Below are 13650 nucleotides of genomic sequence, written 5' to 3'. Positions count from 1 at the left end.
TACACATACAGCTAATCACATTTTATTGGCTATATTTCAACAAATCTTACTTCTCTATCACTTTCTCACAATACATATTTTCATTTCTAATAAAAAAACATATACTTATTCTACATCTGAAAAATAACATATAGAAAATCTAACTTTTTATAAATAAATTGAATTTTTACGAAATGTAAATGATTTGTAATGTTTTTTTTCGTCAAATTTCATTATAATAAGTGGATATGAGTGTCGTATTTCAATCCAAATGAAGGAGTACAAGAAATGGAGCAAAACCCATCTTTGCAAGAAAATACACGCAATAAACCGAAAAAAAGTAAGAAAAAAACAAAAATCATTATAAGCGTCATTCTATTCTTTTTAATAGTAGGTGGCGGTTATACTTGGTTTTTAGTAAATAAAGCATCTTCTGCTGTTCGAAATGCCGCACACGATTTAGCGCGCGGTGATAAATCTGATTTACGTGACAAAGCTGTAAAACCTATTACGAACAATGTCTCTGTCTTAATAATGGGTGTTGATGAAAGCGATGTCCGAGGAAAAGATTATGGTGAAGCTATAAGAACAGATGCACTATTACTTGCAACGTTTAATAAAGATAGCAAATCTGTGAAGCTATTAAGTATTCCACGAGACACATATACTTATATTCCAGTTGAAAAGAAAAAAGATAAAATAACACACGCTCATGCATACGGTTCTGCTAAAAACGGCAAAAACGGTGGACCACAAGCAAGCATTGATGCAGTTGAAAAATTAATGAATGTTCCTGTCGATTACTTTGTAAAATTTAACTTTAAATCATTTATAAAAATTGTCGATGACTTAGGCGGTATTGAAGTTGATGTACCAGTTGAATTTACTGAGCAAGATAGCAATGATAATGCTGAGGCAATTCACCTGAAAAAAGGTGTTCAAACGTTAAATGGCGAAGAGGCTCTTGCTCTTGCCAGAACACGACACATCGATAGTGACGCGATGCGTGGACAACGTCAACAACTCGTTATCGAAGCTATTTTAAAGAAACTAACAGACGTTGGATCTGTAACAAAAGTTGGTAACATCATTGATGATATTAACGGCCAATTCGTTACAAACTTAACATTCGATGATATGCTTTCATTCTATAAATATGGAGTGGATTCTTCCATTGAGAAATTACAAATTCAAGGTGAAGACTGCTATATGGAAAAAGGTGATGATACATGTAGCAAATCTGCTGGTGGTGGCCGAACATATTACTACAACCCAGATAAAAAAGAATTAGCAAAAGTTACAAACGAACTTCGTGCTCACCTTGGACTACCTGCCTATACAAAAACTGACTCTGATTCGAAAAAAACAAATTCAGAGAAGACAAAAGAATCTAAGTCCGAAAATACGAGTGAACGCGAATCGAGTAACAATGACGTAGAAAATAATAATAGTAGTGAAGATACAGAAACATCGTCTAATGACAATGAATAATATAGAAGCAGTGCTCTATGGAGGTAGAGCACTGCTTCTTTTTATTCCTTCAAAATTAAAAATCAGAACTTTCTAACTATCTTTTTTAATATTTTTAAATTATAATAAATGATAGTAATCTATTCCAATTACCAGGGGGCTCATACATATGAAAGCTGCAGTAAAACATAACATTTCAGATTTTAAAGACTACTTAAAATCAAACGATATATACATGGAAGAAAATATAGATGAAAATGATGGTTCTGTACATTTTTCAGTAGGATTAGAAACAGAAGCCGGCGCAAAGATTCAACTTATCGCTGCTTTCGAAAACGAAAATCCTACTGTGGATATATACTGCTTCAATGTTGCTCATGTACCTGATGAAACATCAACAAATGATATTTTACATGTCATCAATGAATTAAACACATCTTATCGATTTGCAAAATTCACGCTAAATAAGCAAAATGCAATTGATATTTCAACATCTCTTGCATTCTCAGAACCAAACTTTAATCCAGCACTTGTCTTTGAACATACGAGAATGCTATATAAATTAGCGAACGACGAATATAAAAACTTAATGAAAGTTATTTGGGCATAAACAAAAGGATGGGCTGCAAGCAGCACCATCCTTTTATTTCGATATCATATCAATCCACATCTTAACAGCAGTACCTACAATTAAAATCGATAACATATATTGCAGTACTTTTTGATTCATCCTCTTCCCGACTCGTGCTCCAAGCGGCGCAGCAAAGATGCTGGCAATCGCAATAATAAGAGCTGGAATTATAACTACTTGTCCAGTGATTACTTTCCCTGTAGTAATTCCTATTGAAGAAATAAATGTGACTGCAATTGATGTTGCTATCGTCATGCGTAGTGGTAATTTTAAAATAACTAGCATAATCGGCACTAAAAGGAACGAACCTCCAGCTCCTATAATGCCTGACGCTCCTCCTACAATAAACGCTAACAAGCTTGCCAACCATTTATTATACTTCACTTCTCCACTGTTGTTTTTTTTCGGCACAAACATCATCATAGCAGCAATCGTGGCTAACATTGTATAAACAACATTGACTGTATGTTCATCTAATACGTTAGCACCGAAACTCCCTATGAAACTTCCTACTAATATACTAGCGCCCATATACACAACTAACGTTTTATCCATATCATTACTTTTCCGGTATGCCCATGCACCTGCTAAAGTTGCAAAGAATACTTGAACCGCTGTAATACCGCTCACTTCATGTGACGTATAGCCAGTAAATCCTAACAGTACTGGAATGTATAAGATCATCGGATAATTAATAATTGCACCGCCAATCCCAACCATTCCTGATATAAACGATCCTATAAACCCAATTATAAAAAGTAATACAACTAAACTCACCTTATATCCCCCGCCTTCTAAAAAGAAGGTTATTTAAATGAATAAGTTTACATTCCCATCCGAAGCATCTGCTAAATATGCTCCTACCCCAGCAAACTCTATCCCTTCCATAATCTCTTCCTCCTTTAACCCTAATAAATCTACTGTCATTTGACAAGCTACAAGTTTAATACCCTGTTCTTTCGCCAAATCAATTAAATCCGGCAAAGGCATGGCGTTATGTTTTTTCATAATACCTTTTATCATCTTTGGTCCCATACCAGCAAAATTCATTTTAGATAATCCCATCTTATCAGCACCGCGCGGCATCATTTTTCCAAAAACTTTCTCTATGAAAGTTTTCTTTACTTCCACATGTTCATCTTTCCTTAAGGCATTTAATCCCCAGAAAGTATGAAAAATAGTCACCTCTTGATCATACGCGGCTGCGCCATTTGCAATAATATAAGCAGCCATCGCTTTATCATAATCTCCACTAAATAAAACGATTGTTGTTTTCTTCTGTTGTTCCATGTTGTTCCTCCTCCAAATTACCTATAGGGGTATTTTATTATTTGTGAAAAAGCTCAAATCATTTATCTCTGTACTATACGACTTTACCTTCCCACGCTAACATACCACCTGCCATATTGATTGCTTGAAAACCGTAGCTCTCTAAAAACTGAACAGCCCTTGCACTTCTTCCTCCTGATCGACAAACGATAATATATTCTTTATTTTTATCCAACTCATGCATTCGAAACTCTAGTAAACCTAACCTAATAGGAAGCACGCCGGGAATTTTCCCTTCCGCCACTTCTTCTACTTCACGAACATCAATTACATATAACTCTTCATTTCGTAACAATCTTTCCTCTACTTCTTTCGCTGTTATTTCTTTCATTTTGATATTCCTTCCTTACAAAGCGTTCATACCGCCTGAAACATTGATAACGTGCTGAAACCCTAATTTCTTTAATACTTTTGCTGCTCGCTTACTTCTCATTCCGCTCTGACAAATAACAATTACTTCCTTATTTTTATCTAAATGATTTACTTTACTAGCTAACTCATTTAGTGGGATATTCTGAAATCCTTTCATATGATTTCCTCTATATTCACCTAATGTACGAACATCGATAAATTGTTTCCCCTTTTTTCCCGCTATACTCTTTAATTCTTTTCCACTTATATTTTGAACACCTTTTACCGGTAAAAAACGCGAAATAACAAACCATGCAGCAAGTACAATGAAAAGCGTACTTAATATTGTATTCATATAAACACCCTCTCCGTATTTACAAAACTAGTTCTTCACTACGCCTTCTTAATCCAAAACTTTAGCACATCGCCTTCTTCTGCACTCTTTACGATGTCATGGCCACCTTTATTCGCCCACGCTGGAATATCCTTAACTGATCCTTTATCCGTTACATGTACTTCTAACACTTCTCCAGTTTGTAAAGTATCCATCGCTCTCTTCGTTCTTACAATCGGCATTGGACATGCTAAATCTTTCGCATCTAATACTTGTTTTACATTCATCATCTATTCCTCCAGTTTATTATTTTATAATGCATCATGAACTGCACAACGATTTGGACCGATCTCCATTTCACGTGCTTCTTCCATACTCGGATGAATTTTCCCCATATTCGTTTGACGAATTTCTTCATACGCATTTGGCTGAGGTGGTAAGTTCTCTGTCACGATTTTACGAAACTCTGCCTCATTGGTAATATTTAATCCTACATTCTCCTTAAATAGATCTTGTAAATTCGCACTTACAATACCTCTTTCATCCATTTCACTTATTTTTGAATAATGAGCTGGTAAAACTATTAACTCTGGAGACAGTTCCTTATAGCGCTTATATAACGTATTTCGTAAATCACTCACCCAATCTTCAGCCTTACCAGCAAGGTCTGGACGCCCAATCGAATCTACAAATAAAATATCGCCTGATAATAAATAGGAATCATCTACAATAAATGATGTACTGCCAATCGTATGCCCCGGTGAGTATAACGCATCAATTCCAATTTTGGTACCCCCCACCGTAATAACAGATCCTTCTACAAGCGGTTTGTATGAGAAAACGACTTCCTCGGCATCTTTTGGAGGTAACCAATACGTACCACCTACTTTTTCAGCTAACTTACGGCCACCTGAAATATGGTCTGCATGTAAATGTGTATCCATTACATTCGTAATCTTAACGCCCTGCTCTTTCGCAAACTCCTCATATGCTTCAATCGTTCTTACCGCATCAATAACTACCGCTTCACCGTTTGAAACGACCATATAAGATAAACAACCTTTTCCAAGGCGGTTAAACTGATACATACTTCCGCCATTTTTTAAATCTCCAACTTTTATAGGCTTTACATATTCACTCCAAGCCTTCATACCACCAGCTAAATAATAAATATTTTCTAATCCAGCCTCTGTTAACTGCTCTGCCACAAATATAGAAGACCCTTCTTTTGCACATACTACTAAAACATCTTTATCTTTAGGTAATTCACTTACAATATGATCTACACCGTCTAACAAGTCAAAATAAGGTTTATTAATAGAAGAAACTTGTTTCCCTTCAATTTTCCAATCTTCATAATCCGTCTCATTACGAACATCTAAAATGAATAACTCTCCGAATAAAACTTTCTTTGCCACATCTTTTGCTTGTAACGATTTAACACTCATCCAATTACCCCCATAGGTATATTTTCATTCAAAAAAATTTATTTCTCTATATTCCCTTGCCACTCTAACATACCTGGAATGACATTTTTCACATTTGAATATCCTTTCTCTTTTAACATTTGGCAAGCTACATCACTACGGTTACCAGTTCGGCAAACAACATAAATCTGCTTCTTCTGATCTAATCCTATACTGTCTAGTTCCCCTAACGGCACCGAAATGGCAGATGGAATATGACCAAAGGCGAATTCTGCCGCTTCACGAACGTCTAATACAATGCACTCTTCATCGCTTAATAATATCTCTTCCAATTCTGCATTCGTAATCGTATGAGGATATTTCACCACCTCATTCATTTCTTGCTCATGTGCTTTTCTAACGTAATGCATCAATAGATCTCCTTCGTGTTTCGTCCCGATATATTGATGACCTATTTTACTCGCCCAACTTTTTATATCTACAGTAGACCCTTTATCAGTTGCTTTAATTTCAATTACTTGCCCTGATGCGAGACTCTCTATCGCCTTCTTCGTCTTCACAATCGGCATCGGACAAGCCAACCCTTTACAATCTAAACTCATATCCACTTTTATACTCATAGTCGATTCCTCCACAATTTATATACATATACCTGCAGGGGTATATTAAAATGTTTTTGAAAATCTGTCAACACTTACGTTTGACAGATTATCGGCTTTTCACAAGTAGTTGAACAGCTTCTTTAATTAACTCTTCATTTGAACCATTACCACTTTCAAACTGTTCACGCAAACATTGCTCTAAATTCGTTCCAACAACAAGTCCAATTGTACGATCAAGTGCAGAACGAGATGCCGTTAACTGTGTAATAACCTCTCGGCAATCTTTTCCTTCTTCCATCATACGAAGCACACCACGAACTTGCCCTTCAATACGTTTCAATCTATTTTTCATATCTTGATTATATTCCATTCTATAATCACCTCATTACCATTATGTCACCATTTATAACTTATGACAATATATTATACCCTATAGGGTATTTTGTAAACCCCTATTTTTAATTTTCACCTTATATATTCGCAAAACATAAAGTGAAACCTTAATCTATAGGCTTTCATCTTCCACCAAATTTTGAAGTGGAAGATGAAAAAATATCAATATACAATACGGTCTGGTAATACTGTACCGTACAATTTAAAACCACCATCTACATTCTTTACCTTATATCCTTTTTCCATTAACATGCGTGCTGCAACATACCCTCTCATACCAAGTTGGCAAGTAATATATATTTCTTTATCCACTGGCACTTCATCCAAACGATCACGTAATTCATCTAAAGGAATATTAATAGAACCTTTAATCATTCCCTGTTTTAATTCATTAGGCTCTCGAACATCAATAAGGTATCCACCATTTTCAACAATACGATCTATCTCATGCCATTGGACTGTTTCCACAAAACCATCTACTATATTACTTGCGGCATACCCCACCATGTTTACTGGATCTTTTGCAGAAGAATAAGGCGGTGCGTATGATAATTCTAAATCCGGTAAATCAATTACAGTTAAATTTGCTTTTATTGCCGTTGCAATAACATCGATACGCTTATCAACACCGTCACGTCCTAACGCCTGTGCCCCGTAAATTTTTCCGCTTTCTTTATTAAAAATTAATTTTATTAGCACTGGCGTAGCATTCGGATAGTATCCCGCATGCGAATTCGCCTGTACATGCACTACCTCATAGGGTATATTTAATCGTTTTAATATTTTCTCATTTACTCCCGTCGAAGCAACTGTTAAATCAAAAACTTTAGCTACAGAAGTTCCCAACGTACCTTTATATAAAGAATCAGTATGACCATGAATAATATCTGCTAACATGCGACCTTGACGATTAGCTGGCCATGCTAAAGGAATCATCGTTTCTGTTTCTGTAACAAAATCTTTCACTTCAATCGCATCACCAATTGCATATATATGTGGATCCGATGTTTGAAATCTCTCATTTACCTTTATCGTTTCTCTAACTCCTAGAACTAATCCTGCATCCTTTGCTAAACTACTCTCTGGTTGTACACCAATTGCTAAAATAATCATATCTGTCTCTATAATTGAACCACTTTTTAAACGTACAACAGTCCCGCTCTCTTCTAATTCATCTACACCATCTTCAAAAACAAGCTCAACATTGTGATTTTTCATATGCTCATGCACATATGCTGCCATTTCATAATCGATTGGTGGCATCACTTGATTTGCCATCTCTACGAGAGTAACATCAATTCCACATTCTCTTAAGTTTTCAACCATTTCCACTCCAATAAATCCGCCACCAATAACCGTCGCATGACGTGGTTTCTTCTCATCAATATACGCTTTAATACGATCTGTATCAGGTACATTCCGTAACGTAAACAACGCCTTCGCTTCTTCAATACCTGGAATAGGTGGAACAATTGGTTTCGCTCCTGGTGAAAGAATTAAAATATCATATTCCTCGTTATATGTTTCATTTGTCGTTACATTCTTTATAGTAATTGTTTTCTCTTCTTTATTAATCTTTACTACTTCACTCAATACACGTATATCTAAATTAAAGCGCTTCGACATTCTTTCAACAGTTTGTACTAATAATTTTTGTCTCTCTGTAATGACACCGCCAATATAGTATGGTAATCCACAATTTGCAAATGAAATATATTCACCGCGCTCAACCATAATAATTTCATCTTCTTCACTTAAACGACGAAGCCTTGCAGCTACTGATGCGCCGCCGGCAACTCCGCCTACTACAACTATTTTTCTAGACATATTTCAAACCTCCGTGTTATTTATTTTCTCAATGTATCAAAAACGAAAACTCATACCCGTATGGGTATATAATAAAATATACAAAAAGCATTTTCAATATATATGTCTTTCTTTCACAAATTTGAAACAAATAAAAAAGAACTTAGACATCTCCAAGTTCTTTACGAATGAAGCAAATCATCGTTCCATTGTCATACTTCCTATAATCTCTTTGTAAAACTATAATCCATGTTCCCGCCTAGCGCTGCCGCTGTATCACCAGTTTCTCTAAAATCATGTGTATATATTTTTTCAAATGAACCGAAATCTACTTGCTTATAAAATTCAAAACAAGGGAATCCATCATGCTCTCCTTGAATATCAATACTACCATCCTTTTTCACACAGACATTTAATACATAATCCACAGGAGGTGCATATACATTTAATGGATTCGTTTTCTACAGATGTATTAAAAATCATTAATTTCTTTAAATTTTGTTCTACTAAATATATTTTTTACACGTTATATAATTTCATAACTCTCTTCACAACCAGCTCCGCCGTATTCTCCTCCGGTGGCATCAACAAGTTTGTAACCGGACCATACACGACAGGGTTTAATTCAACTTCATATCCACCATATGCATACTCCTCTTTGCTTGGTAAATACCCAATATATCCGTTCATATACCCACCAAAGAAAGCTCGTTCATTTTGAAGACTCTCTTTCATTTCTAACGCAGTTTCCGAAAAAGGTTCCATCGGTATTCCAGAGAACATACCATCATTAATTTGAAACAGTTGAACTTCTAAATCGATACTTAGCTGCCGAATATTTTGCTTATGTTTCTCTAAAACGATAGTAAGCCATTCATCAGTATTCACACCCCAATGCCGCTCAGTAAATTGGGCCATTCTTCGTATCTCATCTTTTTCAGGAATATCCTTCAACTGCATTTGCACCGTACTCGAAATTGTTCTTAACTTTACAATTGGGCTATATGTAACTGTTGGTAACATCGTTAATACATGTCCGCTAAGTATGTAAGCCATTTGTTTTAATGCTTCCCTTGAACCCCGATACTTCGCATTCACATTTCCAGCAGCACCTTGAACAATAATAACAGGACAGCTTACTATCTTCTCAAGAATCTCTCTCGTCATTCCAGGATAATCTGCTGATAATACATCACTATCACCTTTTAAAACATTCGGATGAGCCGTACAAAATACTACAATCCCAGATAACTCCTTCGTTTCAGCATCTCTTATTGCTAACATACCAATTCGGTTATCTACAACACCCTCTATATTTGTTCCCATCTTCGCTTTTCCATCAGATGTTCTCTCTCTTCGGTTTACTCCAATATCACTTTTCGTAACACCCCATCCAACTTCACATAGCTTCAAATTGTTATTCGCAGCAATAGCACCGTGGACTACATTATTTACTAAAATTGTTTTATACGACTGTACTAGTGGATCATCACCGACTGTTTCCGGACCAGAGTGTGTATGCGTATACACAACCGTTATTCGCTCAAATGGCAAATGAAGCTCACTAGCTACTCGCTCACGAATAATATTCGTATCTTCTACTAACATCCCGATATTATCAATACTTATAAACACCGTTTTTATTTCATCTTTTTCAAATACAAAGATCGTCCCGTAAATGCGCTCTTCAATATTATTAATTCCTGTATCTCTATGATATCCGATAAAATCAATACCTAACGGCGGCGTAATATCAACCTTACATACCCCTATTTTGCTCATTTGAATGGCTCCATTTCTATATGTAACTCCCTTTCTTTAATAATACCATATTTAACCAGATGAAAAAGACCGGACACTGTATTCTATGTCCGGTCTTCCCTACGGTCTATAATGTTAATAGGAAGGCACCGTTAATCAGCTATATATTCAATTCTGCCAAATATATAACAAACCTATAACTCACGTTAAATATATACTGTAAAAACTTATAGTCTTACGATTGCACTAAATGTACTGCTTTAAAATGTAGCTTTTTATTTTACTTAACATCAAAATATTACAATTTTCGATAGAGAAAGCATTTTCATTGTGATATTATGAATCCATAATATTGAAATTAACGGGAGGATACTATGAAAAGTCGCTATCTAAATACTTTATTATTGGGGATTATTGCTGTACTCATCGCGATATTTGTTTTAGGCTATTTTAATATCATTTCTTTACCCCAAAAGAAGTCTGTTATTACAAAACAAATTGATACAACAAACGAAACGAATCAACAAAATTCCAACAAGGAAAAGCAAGAATACAAAAAAAACAATGAGTTGGATATAGATGAAACAGAGGTTTCTTTACTAGCTAAGAATACAAAAGGAGAAGCTACACCACTTTGGAAATCTGATTCAGGCACAGCACTTGACTACGAAATTTCGCCTAGCGGAGATAAGATAATTTTGAATAGCCAAGTATTGGCTGATGAGCCAGGTGAGTTATCCTTGTATGATTTTAAGACAGACAAACGCACAATAGTGGAAGTAGATTCCATAAAAAAAATCGGAATATCTAACACACAGACTTGTAAGAGCGTTACATGGATTGATGATAATCAATTATTGCTTGTAATAGGTGGAGCTGCAGGAAATTCTAACCACGGTGGCGATTTATACACTTACAACGTACAAACAAAAGAATTCAAACTCTTTAAAGAACGTCCTGAAAAGATTAGCTATACAAAAGTAGTTAGGAACATGGATTCTTTTTATTTTATCGGTATTCAATACACAGATGATCATAATAATGAACATACTGGTTATGTAGAAACTGTTTCTAAAAACGAAATCTCGAATTCTTTATAGTAAATGAGTGTTTTAAATGCACAATTTTGCTTATCTAAATGCGTACAAAAACGCTTGAATATGAGTAAGGATTTTTGTATTTATAGATTTACTAACACCTGTCACTAACGTTCCAGGCGTTGTCATATATGGAAGAAATCACAAAAATAATGTACAACAAATCCTAAAAATCAAAAAGCCACTACATACATAGTGGCTTTCCTTATCACACATACTTCCGGTGCACCATCTTCCCATCATACGAAAACACAACACCCTTACTCTCCACAATCGACTCCATATGCACTGTTCTTCCCCATAACTGATGAATGTATGGCAATACTTTTTCTAAGTATTTTAAATCAAGCTCGATTCCTTCGTAACTATGTTTAATGTACAATTCTCCGTTCTTTAAGTAGTCTCCATCTTCTACTACTAAGTATGGAAAACCTCCATTTGTCCGCATATTTACGAGTTGATCACGCACATTTTCCCACTCTTTATCTATTACTTTATATTCTTTTCCTTGGCGCTGGAATAAGTACATATCTTCTCGCATGACGAGGTCTTTATTTAAGTAGTTTCTGAGGAACGATACGTCCCATTCAATTTCGCGTACTTCAAAGATTTTGTCACGACCAGATCCTGGTTTTACGCCGCGTCGTTTCATCTCTTCTGTCGGGTTGTTGTAGCGTTCTTCAATATCTTCAAACATTTTAATACCGAGGTAGTATGGGTTAATACTTGTTTTTGACGGCTGAACTACACCCGCATTAAGCTTTGCGAATTCAATCGATTCAGAAGATGTTAAATCCATTTCACGGAGTATACGTTGGTGCCAATAGGACGCCCAGCCTTCATTCATGATCTTCGTTTCCAGCTGTGGCCAGAAATATAACATTTCCTCGCGCATCATCGTTAATATGTCGCGCTGCCAATCTTCTAATTCACGGCTATATTCTTCAATAAAGAGGAGTAAATCTTTCTCTGGCTGTGGTGGAATCTTCTTCTTTTTTCGTATATTGGATCGTTCCCTCTTTTTATTTCGATCATCTAAATTCCATAAATCATCGTATTGTGATGCCTTTTTCTTTTCTACTTCTTCCTCTTCTAAATCATCAATACTCCACGCAAGTTTCGGACGCATAAGTGACGGATCAATATGCTCTTGAATAGCGAGCACTGCATCTAAAAATGTTTCCACCTCTGCTTTTCCGTACTTATGCTCATATGCTTTCACACGGTCTGCGGTTGCCGCCATGCTCTCTACCATATCTCGCTTCGTATTTGAAAAACGAACGTTATTTTTAAAGAAGTCACAGTGTGCTAAAACGTGCGCTACAATGAGTTTATTTTGAATTAAAGAGTTCGTATCTAATAAAAAGGCGTAACATGGATCAGAGTTAATAACGAGTTCGTATATTTTACTAAGTCCTAAATCGTATTGTAATTTCATTCTGAAAAATTGCTTTCCAAAACTCCAATGTGAAAACCTCGTCGGCATCCCATATGCACCAAATGTATAAATAATTTCCGCTGGACATATTTCATAACGCATCGGATAAAAATCAAGCCCAAATCCAGTCGCAATTTCCGTAATTTCCGCAATCGCATATTGTAGCGCTTTATCGTCACTTGCTCTCATTATTTTCCCTCCTTACACTTTCCCTTAAGAAAGTGTATGATTGGAAACAAGCTTTCATGAGGATTGATTGCATAATAAAAAGACATCCTCATAAAAACGAGAATGTCTCATCTATTAACCTTCAATAATCTCCATCTTCTCCGTAATCGGTGTACGAGCTTTTCCCTCTGGTGCTTTATCGAAATAGCCTAGGTGAAGAATTCCAACGATGCGTTGGCCTCTTGTTAAACCGATTCCTTCTATAAATAATGGATTGTAGTTTAATCCGCCTGATTTCCAAACACAGCCTAAGCCGCGTTCCCAAGCAAGAAGTTGGAAGTTTTGCATAAATGCACATGTTGCAGCGTAATCTTCGTCACGTTGAATTTGACGTGGATCTTCATTAATGTAAACAACGATTTGTGCAGGTGTGCTTAAGAAACGATTTGATAAAACTTTGCCGCGTTTCGCTCTTTCTTCTTCTGTGAAAGAGTTTAATACTGCGTCTACTAATTGCTTGCGACCTTCTCCAATGTATAGCTTACAATTCCATGGTTCACGGTGTTTATGATTTGGTGCCCACGTTGCGTCGTTTAATAGTTCAATTAATAACTCTTTATCTACTGCTTTGTCTGTGAATGTACGAACAGATCGTCTTTCTTTAATCACATTTGCGATGGAAGTATATGTAGTCATATTTTTCTCTCCCTTATTTTTATCTATATGTATACCTTTGTTATTGATATTGATTTTCAATTTCGATTATACCCTAGTTTTTTACTATTAATCAATGTTTTATGTTGGAAAACTCCCAAAAAGGTTATTTCATACTGTGAATAAAAAAACTTAACTTGTTCACAAGTA

General features: G+C 35.7%; 15 protein-coding genes and 1 pseudogene. 3 read left to right on the top strand and 13 right to left on the bottom strand.

Going from position 1 to position 13650, the window contains the following annotated elements:
* The first annotated feature begins 267 nt into the window (after window positions 1-267).
* On the top strand, window positions 268-1470 hold the full coding sequence (locus COC96_RS21530) for an LCP family protein (RefSeq protein ID WP_141536030.1): 1203 nt from the start codon (window positions 268-270) through the stop codon (window positions 1468-1470).
* Window positions 1471-1618: 148 nt separating this feature from the next.
* A complete protein-coding gene (locus COC96_RS21525) occupies window positions 1619-2059 on the top strand; it encodes a hypothetical protein (protein WP_000642358.1) in 441 nt (146 codons plus the stop codon).
* Window positions 2060-2092: 33 nt separating this feature from the next.
* Here the strand turns inward: COC96_RS21525 and COC96_RS21520 are convergent, their stop codons facing one another.
* The 11 genes and pseudogenes from COC96_RS21520 to COC96_RS21465 form a co-directional block, all read right to left on the bottom strand.
* A complete protein-coding gene (locus COC96_RS21520; protein ID WP_098769316.1) occupies window positions 2093-2857 on the bottom strand; it encodes a sulfite exporter TauE/SafE family protein in 765 nt (254 codons plus the stop codon).
* A 33-nt stretch (window positions 2858-2890) separates the two neighbouring features.
* Window positions 2891-3370: a DsrE/DsrF/DrsH-like family protein gene (locus COC96_RS21515; protein ID WP_098268701.1), complete on the bottom strand. Its 480-nt coding sequence runs from the start codon at window positions 3368-3370 to the stop codon at window positions 2891-2893.
* A gap of 73 nt (window positions 3371-3443) precedes the next feature.
* A complete protein-coding gene (locus tag COC96_RS21510; protein ID WP_098268700.1) occupies window positions 3444-3740 on the bottom strand; it encodes a rhodanese-like domain-containing protein in 297 nt (98 codons plus the stop codon).
* A 15-nt stretch (window positions 3741-3755) separates the two neighbouring features.
* Window positions 3756-4115 (bottom strand): rhodanese-like domain-containing protein, encoded by a 360-nt coding sequence (locus COC96_RS21505; RefSeq protein ID WP_098769315.1) that lies wholly within the window; start codon window positions 4113-4115, stop codon window positions 3756-3758.
* Between the two features lie 38 nt (window positions 4116-4153).
* Window positions 4154-4384: a sulfurtransferase TusA family protein gene (locus tag COC96_RS21500; RefSeq protein ID WP_098268698.1), complete on the bottom strand. Its 231-nt coding sequence runs from the start codon at window positions 4382-4384 to the stop codon at window positions 4154-4156.
* 21 nt (window positions 4385-4405) lie between these two features.
* Complete coding sequence (locus tag COC96_RS21495; RefSeq protein ID WP_098769314.1) at window positions 4406-5542, bottom strand: MBL fold metallo-hydrolase; 1137 nt, start codon at window positions 5540-5542, stop codon at window positions 4406-4408.
* A gap of 38 nt (window positions 5543-5580) precedes the next feature.
* Window positions 5581-6141, bottom strand: a complete 561-nt coding sequence (locus tag COC96_RS21490; protein WP_098769313.1) for a sulfurtransferase TusA family protein — start codon at window positions 6139-6141, stop codon at window positions 5581-5583.
* 88 nt (window positions 6142-6229) lie between these two features.
* Complete coding sequence (locus tag COC96_RS21485) at window positions 6230-6493, bottom strand: metal-sensitive transcriptional regulator (RefSeq protein WP_000456206.1); 264 nt, start codon at window positions 6491-6493, stop codon at window positions 6230-6232.
* 185 nt (window positions 6494-6678) lie between these two features.
* Window positions 6679-8343, bottom strand: coding sequence for a CoA-disulfide reductase (gene cdr / locus COC96_RS21480; RefSeq protein WP_098769312.1), 1665 nt, complete (start codon window positions 8341-8343; stop codon window positions 6679-6681).
* Between the two features lie 200 nt (window positions 8344-8543).
* Window positions 8544-8780, bottom strand: a pseudogene (locus COC96_RS21470) (DUF3238 domain-containing protein); the annotation flags it as partial.
* Window positions 8781-8841: 61 nt separating this feature from the next.
* Window positions 8842-10104 (bottom strand): neutral/alkaline non-lysosomal ceramidase N-terminal domain-containing protein, encoded by a 1263-nt coding sequence (locus tag COC96_RS21465; protein WP_098769311.1) that lies wholly within the window; start codon window positions 10102-10104, stop codon window positions 8842-8844.
* Window positions 10105-10457: 353 nt separating this feature from the next.
* Here COC96_RS21465 and COC96_RS21460 point away from each other — a divergent pair, with 353 nt between their 5' ends.
* Window positions 10458-11183, top strand: coding sequence for a DUF4652 domain-containing protein (locus COC96_RS21460; RefSeq protein WP_098769310.1), 726 nt, complete (start codon window positions 10458-10460; stop codon window positions 11181-11183).
* Between the two features lie 205 nt (window positions 11184-11388).
* Here the strand turns inward: COC96_RS21460 and spoVR are convergent, their stop codons facing one another.
* Together spoVR and COC96_RS21450 are read right to left on the bottom strand one after the other, a co-directional pair.
* Window positions 11389-12807 (bottom strand): stage V sporulation protein SpoVR, encoded by a 1419-nt coding sequence (spoVR, locus tag COC96_RS21455; protein WP_098268692.1) that lies wholly within the window; start codon window positions 12805-12807, stop codon window positions 11389-11391.
* A gap of 114 nt (window positions 12808-12921) precedes the next feature.
* Window positions 12922-13482 (bottom strand): nitroreductase family protein, encoded by a 561-nt coding sequence (locus tag COC96_RS21450; RefSeq protein WP_098769309.1) that lies wholly within the window; start codon window positions 13480-13482, stop codon window positions 12922-12924.
* Between the last annotated feature and the right edge of the window lie 168 nt (window positions 13483-13650).

This window comes from Bacillus cereus (assembly GCF_002577405.1).
Lineage (GTDB): Bacteria > Bacillota > Bacilli > Bacillales > Bacillaceae_G > Bacillus_A > Bacillus_A cereus_AU.
The sequence above is the reverse complement of the archived record's forward strand: the minus strand, read 5'-3'. Positions and strand labels throughout refer to the sequence as shown.